The following is a 20644-nucleotide window of genomic DNA, read 5'->3' as shown; positions in this document are numbered from 1 at the left end:
TTTGTCTGTTTTTTGGGATGTACGCCGCCGAGAGGCGGTCGCACGTGGCGACCCCTCTTGGGGCAATGCAGGATGGAAGGTAGAGGGATGGCGCGCGGTGGCGCCGTGATGCCTAGGGCGAGATGTCTTCGAGCGCTCGATTGGTGGTCTCGATCATGCGCATGGCCGCCAGCAGGCCGATGACGTTCACCAGCGCAAACATGACAAACACCGAGGCGATGCCGTAGCCGGCAAGAACCACACCGACGATGGCGGGCGCAGCAGCCGATGCGGCACGCAACCATGACGTCGCCAGCCCTGTGCCGATGGCGCGCATGCGGGTTGGATAGATTTCAGGCGTGTACAGATACAGCAGTACGGTGGTCGTCCCCATCACAGCGTAGGCAGAAGACGCCAGGATCATCACGGACAGCGCACTGCCGGCACCGATCGCTGCCAATGCCGCCAGCAAGGCGCCACTGATCAGGAAGCACGCCATGGCCCAGCGCCGACGACCGACGCGATCCACCAGCAGCGCGCACACCAGCACGGCGCAGGTGCTAAGGACGTTCGACACCGACGCCATATGCAGAGACTCTTGCAGGGGCAAGTGATACACAGTCTTGTACAGGCTCGGAAGCCAGTTATTGATGCCGTTGGCGACAAAGTAGGAACTGGCCCACAGCAACCACACGACAAGCGTCCGCCCCCGGTACAGCGGCGAGAACAATTCCTTCCACGAGCCCTTGCGACGTGCGCGGATGCCATCGAGCAGCGTGGCGACTCGCGTGTCGATTTCGGTGCTGTCGCGTTGCGGGTCGAGATTGCGTCGGGGCGTGCTGGCTTCAATGTCCCGGATCACGTGTTCGGCTTCGTCAAAGCGGCCCTTGGATATGAGCCAGCGCGGAGACTCGGGCAAGCGCATGATCAGCAGCGCCACGAGAATGCCAGGAATGCCACCGACCAGAAACATGTATTCCCAGCCAAAGCGCGGCACCAGGAACGCGCCAACCTGAGCCGCCGCCAGCAGCCCCAGCGGAAAGATCAGTTCGTACAGGATGAAGAACCGTCCGCGCCCGTGCGCTTGCGACAGTTCGTTGATGTAGGTCGCCGCCACTGGCACTTCACCACCGACGCCGATGCCCTGCAGGAACCGGCACAGGAACAGCATCTGAAAGTTACCGGCAAACGCGCACACCACGCTCATGACGGACATCAGGCCGACAGTAATGGTGGCGCTCCGCACCCGGCCCAGACGCTCGGCCAGCCAGCCGAACAGCAGCGCGCCGACCACCTGGCCAAGATAACCGGCGGCAATCAACACGCCGATTTCGCTCGGTGAGAGATGCCACAGTCCCACGAGCACCGGCATGACGAAGGCCAGCGAGAGCGCGTCAAACGCGTCGAACAGCGTGGCGCTGCCCATGATGATGCGGGCCTTCGTGTGCCAGCGACTAAAGGGGACGTTCTCGATACGAAAGAGGAGCTGTGCGGCGCGCGAGCCGGAATCGGCTGAGGCGGTGTGCGCGGTCTCCTGCACGCCGTGGTGTGCCAAGGCGGGCGTGGTGATGGTCATGTTGTCTCCAGATGTCATTGTTCTGATGCGAGGCCACGGGTTGCGTCCTGCATCGATGATCTTGTTGTTCTGGTGGCAGCCGTTGGTCGGCTGTGGCGCCGGGCGTGGCGCTTTGATAGCGCTTGTATCACGCCCGGACAGGTACTGCTTTTGGTGTGCACACGCCGACAACGCGGCAGCTCATACCGTGTGCCACGCCTTCAAGGCGTTGGCCTTGGCCTGCTTGCCTTACGCGGCAAGAGGCTGCACCACTCCGGCACCCGGGCCGGTGAGCCCGGCCGAGCGCATGGCGTTGGCAATGTCGATCTCCGCCCCGGGTTCGAGCGGCAGCAGCGGAGAACGCACAGTCGCGTGCTCGAGAATGCCCCGGGCGACGAGCGCGTGCTTCAGCGCGACGGTGCCTTCCATGTGCGAGCCACGGTGGTAGACGTTCTTCGTGATCGGCAACAGCTTGTCGTGAAGGGCACGCGCGCGCGAGTAGTCCTTCGCCTTGCCGGCCGCGATCAGTTCGATCAGCAGTTCGGGCGCGATGTTGCCGTATCCAACCAGTGCGCCATCCACGTCGAACATGGTGTGCAGCAGGTATTCATCGTGACAGGTCAGGATCTGAAGGTCGGGATTCTCGCGGCGGATCACGGGAATTTCGGTATCCCAGCGGCGCATGTTGCGTACGCCGTTCTTCATGGCGAACACGCCCGGCTGTGCGGCAATCTCAAGCTGCGTTTCCAGGTTGTACGTCGCCTTGGTCACGTCCGGATACTGGAAGAGGATCAGCGGCAAACCACTTTCTTCATAGATGGCGCGATAGCGGTCCTGCGGTGCACCCTTTTGGTAACCGAAGCGCAGCCAACCGTGCGACGGATAGACGAGACCAGCCGAGGCACCGGCCTTGACGGCACGCTTGGCCTCAGCCGCGGCCACCTGCGTGCCCTCAAGCGTGATGCCGGCGATAACGGGGAGCTTGCCGTCGACCGACTTCACGAAACTCTCGATCACGGCGGTTTGCTCTTCCTGGGACAGGAAGGTGCCTTCCCCGGCGTGCCCGAGCACAACCAGGCCTTTCACACCGTCAAAGCTGCCGAGCCACTTGCCCAGGCGTTGAATGGCCGCGTGGTCGACAGCGCCATCACGGGTGAACGGGGTCACGGGGGCGGGTACGAGGCCGCGCAGATCAATGTCTTTCATGGAGTCTCCTCACGAGTGGATCGATAGGTCTCCCCGGGGGCGTCATGCCGGTGCCCGGGGAGCGCTCGTCGCCGGCGAAGCCTTGGAACGCCTGGGTGGTCAACGTGCTTGCGATGCAGTCTAGGGAGGCGCAAGGCATGCCGGAAGAATGAATTCCGGCATTTCAGATATACTGAATTGACATATCAAGACCGTGGGGACGCCGTGGATTACGCGGGCTGGAAACTGTTCATCGAGGCCGCCGAACTTGGCAGCCTCAGCAAGGTGGCATTGGCACACGGCACCACGCAGCCGCATATCAGCAGACAGATTGCCGAGTTGGAGCAGGCAGCCGGTGGCCGGCTATTTCAGCGGACGGGTCGCGGCGTTGTGCTGACGGAGTTGGGTCAGCGCATCGCACCGAAGGTGCGGGCATGGCTGGCGGGCACGGAGCAGTTGGCCAACGACATTCAAAGTTCCGCCGGCAAACCAATCGGGACCGTACGCCTGGGCATCATTCCCTCTACGGCGCATCCTTTGGTCAGCACGCTGTACTACCGTTTGCGCGAGCGCTATCCCCTCGTGAAACTCAGCGTGCGAGAAGGTCAAGGCGCGCAGTTGGAAACCTGGCTGGAAGAAGGCAGCGTCGATCTTGCCCTGTTGTTCCGGCACAGCCCGACACCCAAGCACGGGGACATCTATCTCACCGAAGCCGCGACATACCTGGTTGGCAGACCCGGCGATCCGCTTCTGGCCGAGCCCACGGTGCCGTTTGCAGCCGTGAACGATCTACCGCTGGTTTCGTTCTGCCGGCCCAGCAGTTGGCGGGATTGGCTCGACCACCTCGCGACCCAGCGCGGTATCTCTCTGAACGTCGTGGTGGAAGCGGATTCCCTCAGCCTGCAGACGCGCATCGTCGAGGATGGCGGCATGTATGCACTGCTGGGTCCATATGCCATTGCAAACGCCGTGCGCGAAGGACGGCTGCAAGCGGCCAAGGTTGTGGATCCGACGGTTTATCGGTATATCGCGCTGGCGATGTCACGGCATGGTGACCTGACGCTTGCCAGCCGCACGGTGATGCAACTTATCAAAGAGATCGCCCAAACGGGAACCGCGGTTTCCGAGCACGAGTGATAAGACGCTCTCGCTCCAGCGGCCAACTCTTTCGGCGTCCGCTACTGACCGCCGCAAACATCGAAGGGCGAGGGTAGATTGCCGTCCACATATAGAGACCGTACCGTTGAACCCGTGAGCATTGCAGCGCGTTTGCTCCGACCCGTTTTGATGTGAGGCCACGGGTTCCGTCCTGCATTGAAAGCTGCTGGACGGCGCGAGCAGGGCGACCGGCGCGTCGACGACAAGGCCATCGCGTTCCACGGCAAGAAGACAGACCTACAACTGCCTTCGGGAGCGCCCGGCGACTTTGATGACTTCAGCGTGCCCTGGGAGTCTAGTCAGCGACGGCGTCTGCGCGGCGCTGCATGATGTAGGAAAAAGGATCAATACAGGAACTTCACCCCAAATCTGCACGGTTGCCCCTAAGCTCGCCCGTACCCTTTCCCGTCCAACGTTTCAGCGCTCGTCGGAAATTAGCCGTGTCGGTGAACCCGACTAGCATTGCGACGTCGTCTGTACTCAGTTTCGTTGTCTTCAGATACTCGAGAGCAAGTGAGCATCTGACGTCGTCAATAATGGCGACAAACGAAGTCCCTTCAACCTCAAGTTTTCGCCTCAGTGTGCGCGTCGTCATCTTGAGCGCATCTGCGATGCTTTCCATATCGGGAAACACGCCAGGCTTGCTCATGAGCAAACGATAGACCTCACCCGAGACACCCGATGACGTCTTTGCTTGCCCGATGAGTCTGTCGCATGTCTCCTGGATCAGCGCCGCGGAATGTCGGTGAGCGAGATGAGGCTGAATTTCCAGGACTGAACTATCGTAGATAAGCTGACATTCGTCGGCATCGAACTCACACGGGCATCCTAGGTACTCGGGATAGACAGCGGCATATTCAGGGGCTGGATATGCGAATCGAGCGAGCATCGGAGGACAGCTTCGACCAGCCACATCCTGAAGGTGCGTCACGTGCTGCGTGTACTGCTGCTCAAGCAGAAACTGCTGCACCTCGTGTGGGAGGTTCGAGGAGAATGCGTCTGGAAAAGTCCACACCGAACTATCGGCGCGTTCCGTCCACTCGATCGTAAGGGTCGGCGTTGCGAGCCGATGATATTTGACGCCCAGTCGAAAATAGTCTCGTAGCGAAAGACACGACATCAACGCGTAGCCGTACATCCCATATGCCGCGAGATGAAGACGCGCCCCGTTTTGAACGGCGTGCTTGGGTCGGACGACAGCGCGATAGCATTCCTGCAAACGGCCGCATATTGTCGGACAGATGTCAGCACGGATGCGTCGTAAATCTGATCGGCGGACACGCCGCTGCCTTTTAGACTGTCCTCGGGTGCAATCCCTTGCTCCGCCAACACTTCTACCAGCGCCGCGATCTTATAAGGCGCATAAATCCGTTCGTTCATCAGCGGAAAGGTAGACAACACAACGCCTCCCTTGATGTCCTTTAAGGACATCAGCTTGTCCGATAAAGACCTTCCATGGTCACAGGGATCTTACTACCATCAGTGACACAACTGACAGGTCCATATCAAGGCGTGGGGCCTGAACATATATCGGAGACCAGCATGTCCACCCTCTCTCGTGGGCCCCTTTCGACTAGGCCTCGTTTTCGGACCTCAGAGTCACGAATACGAGCGCGCCAACGCTGAGTGTCAGCTTCCAAGCCGCAGTTAGTCGCTGCGCACACTGTTTGCCAGCCAACCACATTGGCACCCTGCCGACAGTTCTTAACGTCATTGGCCAGATTCGTACGTATGCCATTGCTGGCGACGTGCACGTAGCCCCATAGACAGGATATGGAAATGAGCAACTCCAGCAACAAGGTCATCATCACATGCGCTATCACCGGTTCTGCGCACGTGCCTTCTATGTCGGAATATCTGCCCTTGACGCCCCAGGAAATCAAGGTTCAAGCACTCGAGGCAGCGCAAGCTGGCGCAGCGATCCTTCACCTTCACGCCCGCAATCCAGAAGACGGTCGTCCAACGCCGTCGCCTGATGTTTTTAGCCAGTTCGTGCCTGCAATCGCTGCCGAAACCGACGCCGTCATCAACATCTCGACGGGCGGTAGCACGCGCATGACGCTAGACGAACGGCTGGCGTACGCCCGTGTTGCCAAACCGGAGATGTGTTCGTTAAACATGGGTTCCATGAATTTTCACTCCATCCAATCGCAGCGAAGATGTCTTCCTGGCGATTCGATTGGGAAAGGAATACGTCACAGGTATGGAGGACATGATTTTTCGGAACACTTTCCGGGACATCAAGAATATTCTGACCGAATTCCATGAGTATGGAACCCGGTTTGAATTCGAGTGTTATGACGTCGGCCACTTATACAACTTAGCGTACTTCATTGACATCGGCCTAATTAAGCCACCGTTCTTTATCCAGTCCGTCCTCGGCATTCTCGGCGGGATTGGCCCTGACCCCGAAAACCTCGCCATCATGCGCTCCACCGCTGACCGGCTCTTCGGACGCGAGAACTATCAGTTTTCCATCCTTGGCGCCGGACGTCATCAGATGTCGCTGGTCACCATGGGCGCAATCATGGGGGAAACGTCCGCGTTGGACTGGAAGACAGTGTGTATCTGTCGCGTGGCGTCAAAGCGAAATCAAACTCTGAGCAGGTCGGCAAGATTCGGCGAATCCTCGAAGATCTGTCTTTCGAAATTGCCACGCCCGCGGAAGCTCGACAAATGCTAGGTTTGAAAGGCCGAAACAAAGTCTCTTTTAAATTAGTGATCGGCTTACGACCGACCACAAGTCTAAGCAATTTATTTCAGAACGCCTCCATATCGGTGTAGCTGTCTACGTCGAACATAAGAAAGGAGGCGAGCGATGTATTCTTTGGAGACGCCATGAATACCGTAACCGTGGACCGCAGCCCGGAAGACGTGCATCGCCTTGCAACGCGCAAGGTAATGTGGAGGCTCATCCCACTGATGTGCCTCATCTATTTCCTGTCCTTCATCGACCGAACAAACGTGGCGCTGGCAAAGACTGCTCTGGCAGCAGATCTCGGCATCAGCGCCGCAGCGTATGGACTTGGTGCTGGCATCTTCTTTATCAGCTATGCCCTGCTGGAAGTTCCCAGCAATCTCGCCGCGCATCGCATGGGGCCCCGCCTGTGGATAGCAAGAATCGCGGTCACGTGGGGAACACTATCGACTGCAATGATGTTCGTGCGGGGCGAGTGGTCGTTTTACGTCCTTCGCGTACTGTTAGGCGCCGCTGAGGCCGGGCTTTTCCCTGCCCTTATGTACATGGTGACGCTGTGGTTTGCGCCTAAAGACCGCGCCGTTGCGGTTGGCTGGATCTACACAGCCCCGTCTATCGCGCTCATCATCGGGAATCCTCTGGGCGCCGGCCTGATGGAGTTCGCTGGCATCGGCGGCCTTCGCGGCTGGCAATGGATGTTTCTACTGGAAGGTCTCCCCACTATTGCGCTAGGCGTCATCCTGTTCTTTAAGCTTCCGAACCGCCCATCTGAAGTGGCCTGGCTATCGGAAAAAGAGGCTGAGGCGCTCGAAACTCACGCGGTAATAGACACTCACGGCCACGCTGAATTAACTACCTCAGACTGGCTCGCATCGCTGAAGCGGCCTACGACGGTCCTTATCGCTCTCATCTACTTCCTGAACCAAGTAGCGTTCGTTGGCCTGTACTTCTTTACCCCTTCAATCGTCGCACAGATGCACGTGAGCTCACCGATTGTCACAGGCATATTGTCGAGTAGCGTCGGGATTGGGTTTCTCGTCGGTGTCTTGACGCTCCCGCGCATTCATCGACGTGTGAACAATGAATGTGGCTTCCTTGGCATCTTGACAGCAGGAGTTGTCGTAAGCGCGTGCACGTTCATCGCAACCGGCAATCAAGCGGCTCAGCTTACGCTCCTTGGCATCACAGGCTTCTTTGCCGGCGGCGTTCTGCCCTCGTACTGGGCTATCGCGATGAAGCGACTGCAAGGTGTGCAAGCAGCTGCCGGCCTCGCTTTCATTAACACCATCGGCTTGTTGGGCGGGTTCGTTGGACCATACCTCTTCGGTTTGGCAGAGACGATGACTGGAAAAAGCGCTTCGGGGTTCACCGTTATTGTGTTTGCTTCCGTACTGGGCCTGCTGCTGGTGCCACTGCTGGCCAGGGCAATCGGCCAAGCACAGCGTCCGATCACGGCCAGACTGGAAACAGCACAGAGGTAATGCGTCGTTCCGATGTGTTCAGGCATACGGTGGAGACAAATGAACCCAATCAGTGGTTTTACAGTCGACGTCACTTCTATTCGGACAGTAGGTCAACAGCTGCAACGTCCGGAGTGCATATTGGCCCAGCACGACGGCTCGCTTCTGGCAGCAGATGCCCGCGGCGGCGTCATGCACATCAAAACTTCCGGTGAACAGCAGCTAATCCTGCCGGCGAGTGCAGGGGCGCCTCTGACGGGTGATGGGTTGACAAGAGGCTCTCTGCCGAACGGCCTGGCTTTGGATCCAGAAGGCAACGTGGTCATTGCCAACATTGGGACAGACCGCGTGGAGCTACTCACGCGCACAGGAGAACTTCGTGTTCTGCTCGACGAGATTGATGGCTCGCCGCTGGGGAAGGTCAACTTCGTCTTGCGAGATAGCAAAGACCGTCTTTGGATTACCGTCTCAACACGCGTGAGTCCTTGGCCGGATGCCATCCGCTGCAACCTTGCGGACGGATATGTTGTACTCATTGACGATCGGGGCGCTCGCATTGTCGCTGACGGTCTCGCTTTCACGAATGAAATTCGATTCGACGCCAAAGAAGAGTTCCTGTATGTGGCCGAGACGACAGCGAAAGGGTGAGCCGCTTTCGCGTTCTCGACAATGGCGAACTAGGTCCAAGGCAGACATATGGACCAAGTTCCTTGGGACCAGGCCTCATTGACGGCCTCGCGTTCGACGCGTACGGAAATCTTTGGTGCGCAATGATCTTCGCTGACCGCCTCGTCGCGATCCTTCCTACGGGCGAAGTACATACGATATTAGAGGATGGCAACAAGGAGGCGACCGCCGCCTTTGAAGCCGCCTTCTCAACTGGCGAGATCGTCCCCATGGGCATCATCGAGAAGACGGGTGGAAAGATTGCGCCATGGATCACCAGCGTGACTTTTGGCGGCCCAGATCTCAGAACCGTTTTTTGGGTAGCCTCAAACACGATTCAATCCCTTGTTTTCGCTCTCCCGTTGCGGGCCTGCCAATGGCGCATTGGTGAGTCTAGAAGGGCTCCTTCAGTGAATGGAAATCTCCTCTTTGATACAAATGAACATCTTTGAACTCTTGAAACCCCAGCCAGGATTGCGGGTTCTGATCTCCGGTGGAGCGGCTGGCATCGGCGCGGCGATAGCCGAGGCCTTTGCCCAAGCTGAGGCGACAGTGTATGTCTGCGATGTTGATCCGTCCGCGATCGCGAAAACGCGAGCGAAACCCCAAGTTTCACACGGGCGTTGTCGATGTCAGTAATCGCGACCAAGTTGACGCCATCATGGACGATGTCAGCTCGGAACTCGGTGGACTCGACATCCTCGTGAACAATGCGGGTATCGCTGGTCCGACCGGAGACATCGCCTTCATACGACCGGACGAGTGGGAACGAACCATCGCGACCAACCTCAACAGTCAGTACTACTTTCTTCGTAAGGCTGTACCGTTGTTGAAAGCAACATCTGCTTCCCCATCAATCATCGCTATGTCGTCGGTTGCCGGACGGCTGGGATACGCGTTTCGGACACCGTACGCGTCTGCGAAATGGGCCATCGTGGGACTCGTGAAGTCTTTGGCGATTGAACTGGGCCCAAGCAACATCCGCGTCAATGCCATCTTGCCAGGGGTCGTTCAGGGGGAGCGGATTGACCGCGTGATTGCGGCAAGGGCCGAAGCGACCGGCGTGTCTTTCGACGAGATGAAAGCACAATATCTTGCCAAAATCTCTCTCCGCCGCATGGTGACCGCAGACGACATTGCAGCTATGACGCTCTTTCTGGCGTCGCCGGCGGCTCATAACATTTCAGGACAAGCCATCAGCGTTGATGGCAATGTCGAGTATCTCTAAGTGTCAGCATACGGCTTCACATATGCGCTGGCGTTGCCTCTCACTGCGCCGGCGTCAGTTGAATTGAGTGCTCTAAAGCGGATCATGGCGCTTTTGTCCCAAAATGACATCATTGAGTCCGAAAGTGACCTTACTTTAAGGCGCTTGCAACCCTATTATTAAAATCGATATGCTCCGCGCCACCGCTCAGATTCGCCATGGCGGTATTAATCGTCGCAAAGCGTACTCATGTAAGGCGATATTGCCCGTTGACAACGATCCTTGTTCGCGCTGCAGATGAGAGCGGCAGAATTTTTGGGGGTATTCAAAGACGCCGGTCAAGGTCACACAATCTATTTCGAAGGACGCAGATAAAATGAAACTAGGTGGTAAGGTCGCGGTAATTACGGGCGCTGGGCAGGGAATTGGCGCGGCAACGGCGCTCAAATTTGCTCAGGAGGGCGCAACGGTTGCCATATGCGACCTCAACGCAGAAGCGGTAGCCTCGGTCGTAGAGGCATGCCGCAATGTCGGTGCTACCGCTGTGGGGTTTTCTGTCAACGTTGCCCACCGCGAAGCCGTCGAGGAGATGGTCACGGCGGTGCGCGAGCAGTTCGGTCGAATCGACGTGCTCGTCAACAACGCCGGCATCACGCGAGACGCTCGTCTTCAGAACATGACGCTCGAGCAGTTTGACCAAGTCATTGATGTGAACCTGCGCGGCGTATTCCATACCGCGCAGGCTGTAGTTGACTGTATGGTTGAGCAAAAATCCGGTGTGTTGTTGAATGCAAGTTCGGTTGTCGGGATCTACGGCAATTACGGGCAGACAAACTACGCTGCGGCCAAGTTCGGCGTTATTGGATTCACCAAAACTTGGAGCCGGGAACTCGGCCCCAAAGGCATTCGGGTCAACGCTGTCGCCCCTGGCTTCATCGACACCCCTATCCTCTCTACAGTACCGGATGACGTGCTGGAGAAGATGCGCAGCCAAGTTCCGTTGCGTCGATTAGGCAAGCCCGAGGAAATTGCGAACATCTATGCTTTTCTCGCCAGCGATGAAGCTAGCTATATCAACGGTGCCGTCATCGAGGCATCCGGAGGCATGACGCTCTAGCCAGTTGCTGTGCGAGCGCGGCCGCGCTCATGCAAGGGATCGGCCGCATAGTAATTCCGCAGGCAGACTGCAAGCCTCGGCCGCGCCCGCTGGCCGCACAATAGCTCCTAAGCTTTATCGTCGCGCTCTTGCCTGTTGAGTGATAGCTCCTTCGCCGCCTGCTGGAGCAACACGCGTGCGTCATCCAGCGATGGCGCAGCATGCTTGTCGATGCGACGAATATACGGTGACGTCAATACCGCCAAGGCATACCCGTCCGGCCCCAGGACTGGGAACGAAATATCGACCACGCCAAAGGATTGGCGGCTTTCGCACTGTTTGTAGCCCACGGCACGAATGCCCTGCAGTGTTTCATCGAACTGGTCAGCAGGAATAGGCTCCTCGCCTTCCACGGGGATGTGCTCACCGAGCATCTGCGCACGGCGTTCATCGCTCTGGCAGGCCAGGAGCACATGGCCGGACGCGGTGTCGAGCAGGCTCACGCGCGCACCCAAGCGGATCGACAAGCCCCACGGACCCCGACCCGGCACCTGCGCGATCACCAGCACGTTGCCGCGGTCGACCATGCCCAGGTGGCAGGACTGTTCCGCCCGCCGAGCATAGGCGTCCATCACGGGAAGCGCTTGCGTGACCAGGCGATTGACGGGCGGATGTCGATGCGCCAGGGCAAACATCTTCAAACTCAGCGCGTGGCGGTCCCCACCGGCGGACCGCGTCACGTACTGCCGGGCAACGAGCCGCTCCAGCATGCGATAGATCTCGTTGGCACTGCGGCCGAGCGCCTTGACGATCTCGGCGCGCGTCAGGCCATCCGGATACTCGGACAGCAACTCGAGGATATCGAGGCCCTTGTCGAGCGCCGGCGCGCGATAGCGGTCGGCACCCGCCTCAGCGGAAGAGATGGTGATTGGGTCCATAGGGGGACAAATCTTAAGGTGACGCTGGCCCAAGCACAAATGGCCAAGGACTGCACGCGGATTCAGTAGGGCAAATCCCTAGAGGGCGTTTCTTGACGCTCGTCGACTCAAATATAAATACTATATTCACTGATGAGCGTCGAGAGAGGCGAGGCGCGCGTCGGACATCGATGCAATTCACAAACTTGCACGCCGGAGACAATCCTATGGCAGCTTCTCGCAGTTCGACCGCTATCGGCGGCCGCCGCCCCGTCATTGAGCCATCCCGCTCGGTTCCACGTTTCTTCAATGTCGCCAAGCGCACAACCGACGCTGCACAGCGTTGGCCGGCGCCTGTTTCGGCCTCCAGGTGATGGACGAAGCCGAGATGCGCACCACATCTTTCTGCTGACCTCTCTGTACAGCCGGCCGTAAGGCCATACGCCGTCGGTGGCGAAGAGGCCATCGAGGCTGGCGAGCGCCCCCTGCAGCAGCAACTTCAACAGGTCCATATCGGGCACCTGATGGCCCCCTTGCGTGCCCAAAAACCGCACAGACAGCGGTTGGATGACCGACCACCCATGGCTGCGCGACATGAAGGAGACATCTGAATGACGATCAAGTACGACCCGCACCGCCGTGCGCTTCTCAAGTTGGGCGGCGCCATCGCGGCGACTCCCCTGCTCCATGCCTGCGGCGGAGACGGCGAAGCCGAATCCGCGAGGCCAGAGAGCACAGCATTGCGCCCGACCGCTCTATCACAGGGCGTTACGCAAGGCACGACAGCCGCACAACCGCTGGGACGAAGCCTTTGGTATGGCAGTGCGGCAACGGACTGGCAGTCCGAAGCCTTGCCTATTGGAAATGCGCGCCTGGGCGCCATGCTGTTCGGAGGCCCGTTGTCCGAGCGCATCCAATTCAACGAGCAAAGCCTGTGGGGCGGGATCAACAACTACGACAATGCCTCGGCTGGCCAGAACGACGAAGCCTTCGACACAAGCGTGACTGGCTTCGGCAGTTATCGTTCGTTCGGAAACGTTGTGCTCGACTTCGTCCCCCGCGCTACGGTGACTGGCTGGTCCGCGCAGGGCAGCAGTAGCGCTGCCGAAGGCGTGGCGCAGAGCGTCGACGGAAACACCGGCACCAAATGGTGCATCGATGGCCCTGGCAACCTTGTGACCTGGCAGGCCGAGTTGTCGACACCGACTGCGGTGACGACCTATTCGCTCACGAGCGCTAACGACGTCCCCGAGCGCGACCCGCAGCAATGGACGCTGAGCGGATCCAATGACGGTTCAAGCTGGGTGACGTTGGACTCGCGCACGCTCGATGCGCCGTTCTCGAGCCGATTTCTGACTCGGTCATTCAACTTCACCAATAACACGGCCTACCGGTTCTATCGCTTCAGCTTCGTACCGAGGGCCGGCGTTAGCCACTTCCAAGTAGCGGAAATCGGGTTGGCCGGCGTGAGCCTGGCTGAGCCGCGTGCGCTGTATCTGTCGTCGCCGACCGGACAAGCCGCGGGCAGCAGCACGGGTGGAGAGGATCTGCTCAAGACGTCGGACCAATCGCCCGATACCAAGTGGTGCATCGAGCAACCGGGTTCTTCGGTCATGTGGCAGGCGCGTTTGCCGCGCCCGGCCGCGATCAACTCGTACACATTGACCAGCGCCAACGATGTACCGGAACGCGATCCGCAGCAATGGACACTGTCGGGCTCGAACGACGGCATCAGCTGGACCACGCTGGACTCGCGCGCGCCGAATGCGCCTTTTGCGAGCCGCAAGCTCGCGCAAACGTTCAGCTTTCAAAACACCACCGCCTACAGCTTTTACCGATTCACCTTTACGCCCAAGGCTGGGGTCAGCCACTTCCAGGTGGCGGAAATCGCGCTGACGGGTGACGGTTTTACGACGGCTTCGTGTACCGCAGTCTCGGAATATCGCCGCGCCCTCGACTTAGGGAGCGCAATTCATACCACCACCTTCGGCATCGGCAATCTTCAGATCACGCGAGAAGCCTTCGCCAGCAAGATCGATGACGTGATGGTGTTCCGCTACGTCGCCAGCGGCATGCAAGGTCTCTCCGGACGGATCAATCTGACGTCTGATCAAGGCGCCAGTACGAGCGCGGATGCGAACACGGGGCGGCTGACGTTTTCCGGGACGATGGCCAACGCACTCAAGTACGCATGCGGCATTCAGGTTATCGCAACCGGGGGACAACTCTCTGCGGTGGGCGGCGCACTGGCGTTCAGTGGTTGCACGGGCCTTCTGCTCATTCTCGATGCGCGCACCAACTACAAAATGGATTACGCGTCGGGGTGGCGCGGCGGCGATCCTCTGCCGGCCGTTTCAACCGCGCTGGCCGCAGCCGCGGCGAAGAGCTACGGCGCACTGCATGACGCGCACGTCACCGATTTCAGCGCGATGGTCTCCACCGCCTCTGTCAACTGGGGGAACACCGATCCTGCAACGGCGGCTCTGCCGACCGACCAGCGAAGGGCCGCCTATGCCGTCGGGGCTGCAGACCCATCGCTGGAGCAGACCATGTTCGATTACAGCCGTTACCTGCTCGTCAGCTCGTCGCGGCCGAGTGGACTGCCGGCGAACCTCCAGGGGCTGTGGAATCAGGACAACCAACCTGCATGGGCGAGCGACTACCACACCAACATCAACATACAGATGAACTACTGGGGAGCCGAGAGCACCAACCTGCCCGCCTGCCATCTGCCGCTCGTCAACTTCATCGCCCAGGTTGCCGGGCCCAGCCGCGCCGCATCAAAGGCGGCGCTGGGTGCGAACCGCGGTTGGACAGCAAGAACCAGTCAAAGCATCTACGGCGGGAACGGTTGGGAGTGGAACACGGTCGCCAGCGCCTGGTATGCCCAACACTTGTACGAGCACTTCGCATTCACGCAGGACATCGACTACCTGCGGAACATCGCGTATCCGCTCATCAAGGAAATTTGCCAGTTCTGGGAAGACCGCCTGAAGAGACTGCCCAACGGGACGCTGGTATCGCCGAACGGATGGTCGCCCGAACACGGACCGCGCGAAGACGGGGTGATGTACGACCAGCAGATCATTTGGGATCTGTTCCAGAACTATCAGGATGCCGCTGCCAAGCTAAACGTCGATTCGGCCTACCGAGCGACCGTCGCACAAATGCAAGCGGACCTGGCGCCGAACAAGATCGGCAGTTGGGGCCAGTTGCAGGAATGGCAAACCGACCGTGACGATCCGGCCGACATTCACCGTCATACATCCCACCTCTTCGCGGTATATCCGGGACGCCAAATCAGCCCGTCCAAAACACCTGCGTTCGCTGCAGCCGCGCTTGTCTCGCTGAAGGCCCGTTGCGGTGAGCCACCCGGGAGCAACATCACGTTCACGGCGGGAACGGTGTCGGGCGACAGCCGACGCTCATGGACGTGGCCTTGGCGCTGCGCTCTGTTTGCGCGACTCGGAGACGCCGAGCGCGCCCAGACCATGCTCAGAGGCCTGTTGACTTACAACACGCTATCGAACTTGTTTTGCAATCATCCGCCCTTCCAGATCGACGGCAACCTTGGCATCAGCGGTGCAGTGACCGAAATGCTGCTGCAAAGCCACGAGGGGAAGATCGTGCTGCTGCCAGCGTGCCCGGCCGCATGGAAATCCGCCGGCCGATTCACTGGCCTGCGGGCGCGCGGCGGATATCGGGTGGACTGCGAATGGAGCAACGGGCAAGTCGTCTCGTACAACATCGTGGCCGACAAGGCGCCAAATAAGCAGCCGGTGATCGTCCGCGTCAACGGTCAGGACACCTCCGTCACGCCCAGTTGAGTGATGCCCCTGAGAAACGGCGTCGACTGGCGCCCGAGCGACCCGGTTCTCAGGGACGCCCCATGCGGCCGCGGCTAGTTGAAATGGATGGCCGGCTCAATTAAAAATGCATCCAAGGACCACTGGCGCGATGCCCGCCCGTTCTCTACCCGGCAGCATGACGACCCTCTGCACAGATGATGTCCGCGCGCTACTGCACGTTGCTACAGAACTGCAGCAGGCGTCTGCACATAGCTTTGTGCACCGCCCGGAGCTCGTCGCAGCGCTGGGCGCGCTTCTACATGTGGACGTTGTCGGGCACCTGGTCTGGCGTGACGAGGGACGCGTGCTGGTGGAGCCCGGCGGCTGGGGGCGGGACGCCAGCATGCATGCGGAATACCGGAACCACTTCCAGGCCGTCGACCCAATCTCACCTTTGCTGCGGGGCTGCCCAGGGCCATTGATTGTGGAAAGTCTGGTAGACGCCCGTGCGCTGGGGCGCACAGAGTACTTTGCTGATTTTCTGACGCGCCATCGGACGTATCCCGGCATCAGCATGTCTGTGGAAGATGGCACCGGCATGCTGCTCGACTACAGGTTCGGCACCAGCGATCCAAAAAACGCTTTGGCGTGCGCGAGCAAACGCTGCTTCAGTTGCTCCAGCCGTATCTGTTGAACGCGCATCGACTGCGCCAAGCGAGCCGCCCGCAAGGCAATGCCGCCTCAGAAAGCAACCCGCGTTTTGTGCTGAAGCCCGCGCGGCCCCCGGAGCCGAATCGCCGGGCACGCGCGCTGCTCGCAAGTCTGGGAAGAGAAAGGCGAGATGCGCTGTGCGGCCTGCTATCCCTGATCGGTGCAGGGGTCTCGACCCATATGACGTGGAGCGGCTTCGTGCTCTGTGTCGAACGTTGGACGGATGGCGCGAGCCTGATCCCGGGATGCACCACCGTGCACCTCCTGGCGGACACCGTTGGTTCGGCTGCGTGGTTTGTCCAGTACTTCGACATGACCTGGCGAGAAGCTGAAGTCAGCCATCTGATCTTGCAGGGCATGTCTGACAAGCAGATCGCCATGGCGCTGAAGATCAGCTATTGGACAGTGAGAATCTACGTGGCGAAGATCTTCGACAAACTCGGGATCGAATCGAGATCGGCCATCGGACAAGTAGTGGTTCGGATTCAGTCAACGGATCCTGTGCCTGAGCGCCGCAATGCTTCGGACTGCGGATTGGGCGGCGCCGACGTGTAGCGCAAGCCCTGCAAATGGTCTTATCACCATCTGACGGACTGTGCTGACGTCGGCCCCACGGAGCTGCACTCAGCTCACGCCTTCAGCGGGCTCAGTGGCAGCCCATGCAGGCAGCCGAGCCCCAGATGTCGCCGCCCGAAGACGATTGCATATCCGAAGCGCCGCCCCCTTGCTGACTGGCCATGTCGGCGGCCTGAGCGTACGACGCTTGCGCAAAGATGGTGCTGGTCAAAGCAAGCACCAAGCAGCAGATCACGTTCTTCATGATTTTTCCTGTTTAAGACATCGAACAAAATAAGATAACGTCTGCCAGACCCGATGAAACCCCCATACGGGAACAACCCTTAGGCACAATCGGTCTGGCTCAAATAGGTTAATTCGGCGCAATTGTATTAATAACGACAACGGCGAAAAGATGCAGCCGAACCCGAAAAATATGGCCCACACCACAATCAGACCGTCGACCAATTAATTTTCACGCACAAAACAAGCGGCATTTCAGCGCTACGAACCGGAATTTCGCGTCTGTCTTAATATATTCTGAAATCTTGCCTGGGCCTTCGGAAACCCGGATTAAATTCCTACCTGGCCAGCCAATTATTCGGTCACTTGATTTATTTAACCAGGAGTTAACATGAGCATTTTTAGCAAAATTTCGAACGCACTCGCCGGTCACCACGTTTCCCACCCACCGAAGATTGCAGGCGGCTCCGACAAGCTTCCGAATCAAAACCTCGAGAATGCAACGCACAAGATGGATGCATTCTTCTCAAACCTCGCCCATAAGATCAAGTCGACGGCTGACGATATTGCCGGCAGCGCAAAAGTACAGAAGCACTAAGACCTTCTCTGTACTTTTTAATGGCCGAGGGGCGCCCGCAAACTTGAAAAGCGACCGTGCGTCGCCTCGCCATCTTTATTCTGAGAAAGACAAAGTACGATTGAAGCTCGGTAGCAGCTTTGAGCAATGTCGACTGCCCACTCGTCCGCTGCATAGCATCGCCATAACTGAAGCATCGCAGTTAATTAGGACCGCAAAACAAGGGCGTAAAGCAGTCGCAGTACGCTGAACACACGCTCAAAGGCGGGATCATCCGCCCATGCCGGCACGATGTGGTCTGCCGCCGCGCTTATGGCGTGGTGCGCCAGGAGATGGACTCCTTTGGATTAGCGCACCGCACATTCTCAGCGCCATCAGACGGTGGCGCTGGCCGCTCAGTAGTTGTAAAGCATACCCCTGCCCGACATGACCACGCGGCCGTAGACGGTGGTGTCGGCCACGATCCTGGAGACGCCGCCATATCGGTGCGCGTCGTCATCAATGCGAGTCCAGTTCGCACCCTTGTCGTCGGAGCGATACACGGCGTCCTTGCCGTTGATCGTTCCCACGAGATAAACGGCTGCCGTATACGCGGCCCCCGTGGCGGGCACACCCAGAGCGACCTTGATAGCACCGTGTACGTTGGTGGGTTCCGCGCCCACCGTCGCCATGCCGGTCAGCTTCGTCCATGTGAGCCCAGAGTCGACGGAATGCCAGAGATTATTGGCGTCGGCCAGCCAGAGGTCTCCTTCGGCAAAGGGGTTGACCGCCAAGTCCGTCACATTGAAGCCATTGGGCGCCCACGTTTGTGAACTGGCGCTGAAGGTGTGCCCACCGTCGGATGAGTAGTAGAACTTGCCGGAGTTGGACGGATACCACCAGTTGCCGCCATGCTCGTAAGCGTAGACTTTGCGCGGGTTCTTGCGGTCAGCCGCCATGTGATATGCGACAGCGGGAGCCGGCAGGTTAGTTGCGGTCCATGTGGCGCCGCTGTCGGTGGTGTAGTACGGCACTGCACCAGCAATTGCCCAGATCACGTTGGCGCCATCCGCCGTGACCACCACGCTGGATTGATCACCCGAGTGGGTGGCTGCCACCGGAGGCACGCTCGCAAAGCTCGTCCAGCTGGCGCCGGCGTCGGTCGAATAGGCCCCCTTAGAGGTACCGAATGTTCCGACTGCGGCGATGTAGGCCGGATTGTTCCAGGCCATGTCGATACCGGTTCCGTTGCCGCCACGGCCAAGAGCCGGCGACGCACCGAGATTGGGTGATCGCGTCGCCGCCGCTGTCAGCGACGTGTGGACGTAGAGGCCGGTATCCCCTTGCCCACTGGCGAGTACGTAGGATGCACCAGGCGGCGGCGCCACCATCGCGAGGTTGATCATCTCCTCGATCCCGTTGACGTCGAAGCTCCAGTGCGGTGTTGACGAGGAGAACGCATCGCGCGTCGACCACACGCCGCCGCCCGTCACATAAGACACATGATCGGGATTGAAGGGATCGATCTGGAGATCGTCCGTCCAGCCCCAATACTCGGGCGACGAAGCACCTGTCGTGCCGGTTGCGTCATGGAAGTTGTGAGTTCCATTCAGATCGCCTGACCGGCCGAACTCCGACCACGTCTGTCCGCCATCGGCCGAGCGCATGGCAACCTGCACCCAGGCTGCGTCGCCCCATGTGCCCGAAACGCCAAACGCGATCTTTGTAGTCGCACCGCTGCCCTGCACCGAAACGCCACCGATACCACCGAAGTACTGACCCTCGCCGGAGGCGATGAGCTTTGTCCACGTCGTGCCGCCGTCAAACTTGTAAAGGAGCGATGGCGCACCGCTGCCCGGGCCCGGCCCAGTCGTGAACGGAACGTACAGCATGCCGTCAGCTGCGCGGGCCAGATGCGGAATGTGGAGCTGGTTGCTCGCAATGGCGCTGGTGACTGCAGTGGGCAGCGAAACGCCCGACCACGTTGATCCGCCATCGGTCGATTTGTAGAGGTACGAGCCCAGTCCCGCCAGGCCCTTGTAGTCCGGCGCCACACCCACGTAGATCGTGGGGGTCGCGTTGCCCGTCGGCGTAAAGCCTGTGGTCGGAACGGTGGCGTCCAGCACGACAAACTCGACGCCAATGGGGCTGCCCTGGTTGGCGTTGGCGATATCGGTTGAGCTCATCACGTAAGACGACAGCGAGCCGACCTGGCTCCAGTGCATGCCGGCATCCGTGCTCTTCCAGAGCCCCGCAGTGCGGGACGCATAAAACATGGTCGAAGGCCGGTTCGGGTCAACCACCAGCCGTTCGCCAATCGCCCGGCCCTGGTTGTTCGAGCCCACGGGAAACGGCAGCGTGACGTAGCTCCACGTGTTGCCCTGATTGGACGAGTAGTAGAAACGCCCGTTTCCGGATGAGGTGTACATGCCCGTTGTCATGTAGACGGCATTGGCATTCGACGGATTGACCGCCAGGCTTTCAACACCCACGTAGCCGCCATCAAGGCGGCTGAAGCCGTCTGTCATTGCGGTCCAGCTGCCGGCAGCGTTGTCCCAGCGGTAGGCTCCGGCCACGTCTGTTCGCGCATAGCGCAGGTTGGCCACGGTCGGGTGGTAGACCACTCCGGGCACGTAGCCGCCGCCGCCCATCTTGACGTTGGCCCAACCGGTGGACGGAGCCACAGCGGGCGTCGGGCCAGAGGTGCTGCCCCGCCCGAAGACGTGCCGCCAGAACCATCCGTTGGCGTAGGGGTTGGCATTGCACCCGTACCTGGCGAGGTTGATGTCGTGCCCGTAGAGAGCGCGGTTGTTGTGGCATCACTGCCGCCACCCCGCACGCAGCGAGCAGCAAGGCGGCGGACACGGTTA

At 59.5% G+C, this 20644-nt stretch carries 14 protein-coding genes and 3 pseudogenes; 11 read left to right on the top strand and 6 right to left on the bottom strand.

Annotation, left to right across the window (positions count from 1 at the left end; all coding sequences use genetic code 11):
• Positions 1-112: 112 nt before the first annotated feature.
• Positions 113-1555, bottom strand: coding sequence for an MFS transporter (locus OWR21_RS02760; RefSeq protein ID WP_147215239.1), 1443 nt, complete (start codon positions 1553-1555; stop codon positions 113-115).
• 228 nt (positions 1556-1783) lie between these two features.
• Positions 1784-2740 (bottom strand): dihydrodipicolinate synthase family protein, encoded by a 957-nt coding sequence (locus OWR21_RS02755; RefSeq protein ID WP_316874370.1) that lies wholly within the window; start codon positions 2738-2740, stop codon positions 1784-1786.
• Positions 2741-2944: 204 nt separating this feature from the next.
• Here OWR21_RS02755 and OWR21_RS02750 point away from each other — a divergent pair, with 204 nt between their 5' ends.
• A complete protein-coding gene (locus OWR21_RS02750) occupies positions 2945-3856 on the top strand; it encodes a LysR family transcriptional regulator (protein ID WP_332394561.1) in 912 nt (303 codons plus the stop codon).
• A 379-nt stretch (positions 3857-4235) separates the two neighbouring features.
• Here OWR21_RS02750 and OWR21_RS02745 read toward each other — a convergent pair.
• Positions 4236-5278, bottom strand: a pseudogene (locus OWR21_RS02745) (AraC family transcriptional regulator).
• Between the two features lie 378 nt (positions 5279-5656).
• On the opposite strand from OWR21_RS02745, the pseudogene OWR21_RS02740 reads away from it, so the two are divergent.
• The 6 genes and pseudogenes from OWR21_RS02740 to fabG form a co-directional block, all read left to right on the top strand.
• Positions 5657-6586 (top strand): annotated as a pseudogene (locus tag OWR21_RS02740) (3-keto-5-aminohexanoate cleavage protein); the annotation flags it as partial.
• A 129-nt stretch (positions 6587-6715) separates the two neighbouring features.
• Positions 6716-8056 carry an MFS transporter gene (locus tag OWR21_RS02735; protein WP_332394560.1) on the top strand — a complete coding sequence of 447 codons (1341 nt, stop codon included), beginning with the start codon at positions 6716-6718 and terminating at the stop codon, positions 8054-8056.
• A gap of 39 nt (positions 8057-8095) precedes the next feature.
• A complete protein-coding gene (locus OWR21_RS02730; protein WP_332394559.1) occupies positions 8096-8683 on the top strand; it encodes an SMP-30/gluconolactonase/LRE family protein in 588 nt (195 codons plus the stop codon).
• A complete protein-coding gene (locus OWR21_RS02725; protein WP_332394558.1) occupies positions 8680-9153 on the top strand; it encodes an SMP-30/gluconolactonase/LRE family protein in 474 nt (157 codons plus the stop codon). The genes OWR21_RS02730 and OWR21_RS02725 overlap by 4 nt, the downstream gene beginning before the upstream one ends.
• A pseudogene (locus tag OWR21_RS02720) lies at positions 9140-9929 on the top strand (SDR family oxidoreductase). Before OWR21_RS02725 ends, OWR21_RS02720 begins: the two are co-directional and overlap by 14 nt.
• 355 nt (positions 9930-10284) lie before the next feature.
• Positions 10285-11025, top strand: coding sequence for a 3-oxoacyl-ACP reductase FabG (gene fabG, locus OWR21_RS02715; protein ID WP_332394557.1), 741 nt, complete (start codon positions 10285-10287; stop codon positions 11023-11025).
• A 107-nt stretch (positions 11026-11132) separates the two neighbouring features.
• Here the strand turns inward: fabG and OWR21_RS02710 are convergent, their stop codons facing one another.
• Positions 11133-11942 carry an IclR family transcriptional regulator gene (locus OWR21_RS02710; protein ID WP_332394556.1) on the bottom strand — a complete coding sequence of 270 codons (810 nt, stop codon included), beginning with the start codon at positions 11940-11942 and terminating at the stop codon, positions 11133-11135.
• A 590-nt stretch (positions 11943-12532) separates the two neighbouring features.
• Between OWR21_RS02710 and OWR21_RS02705 the strand changes: the two genes are divergently transcribed.
• From OWR21_RS02705 to OWR21_RS02695, 3 genes are all read left to right on the top strand, one after another.
• Positions 12533-15748, top strand: a complete 3216-nt coding sequence (locus OWR21_RS02705; RefSeq protein ID WP_332394555.1) for a glycosyl hydrolase family 95 catalytic domain-containing protein — start codon at positions 12533-12535, stop codon at positions 15746-15748.
• 157 nt (positions 15749-15905) lie between these two features.
• Positions 15906-16403 carry a hypothetical protein gene (locus tag OWR21_RS02700; RefSeq protein ID WP_332394554.1) on the top strand — a complete coding sequence of 166 codons (498 nt, stop codon included), beginning with the start codon at positions 15906-15908 and terminating at the stop codon, positions 16401-16403.
• Entirely contained in the window at positions 16358-16975 is a 618-nt protein-coding gene (locus OWR21_RS02695) for a helix-turn-helix transcriptional regulator (RefSeq protein WP_332394553.1), read from the top strand. Before OWR21_RS02700 ends, OWR21_RS02695 begins: the two co-directional genes overlap by 46 nt.
• A gap of 91 nt (positions 16976-17066) precedes the next feature.
• Here the strand turns inward: OWR21_RS02695 and OWR21_RS02690 are convergent, their stop codons facing one another.
• Complete coding sequence (locus OWR21_RS02690; protein WP_186829288.1) at positions 17067-17240, bottom strand: hypothetical protein; 174 nt, start codon at positions 17238-17240, stop codon at positions 17067-17069.
• A 369-nt stretch (positions 17241-17609) separates the two neighbouring features.
• On the opposite strand from OWR21_RS02690, the gene OWR21_RS02685 reads away from it, so the two are divergent.
• The gene (locus OWR21_RS02685; protein ID WP_332394552.1) at positions 17610-17816 is read left to right on the top strand and encodes a hypothetical protein; all 207 of its coding nucleotides are present in this window, start codon (positions 17610-17612) and stop codon (positions 17814-17816) included.
• A 374-nt stretch (positions 17817-18190) separates the two neighbouring features.
• Here the strand turns inward: OWR21_RS02685 and OWR21_RS02680 are convergent, their stop codons facing one another.
• Positions 18191-20458: a dockerin gene (locus OWR21_RS02680; RefSeq protein ID WP_332394551.1), complete on the bottom strand. Its 2268-nt coding sequence runs from the start codon at positions 20456-20458 to the stop codon at positions 18191-18193.
• Positions 20459-20644 lie beyond the last annotated feature (186 nt).

It is taken from the genome of Ralstonia sp. 1B3 (assembly GCF_036631435.1).
Note: the sequence above shows the minus strand (reverse complement) of the source record. Positions and strands in the feature narration are given on the sequence as shown.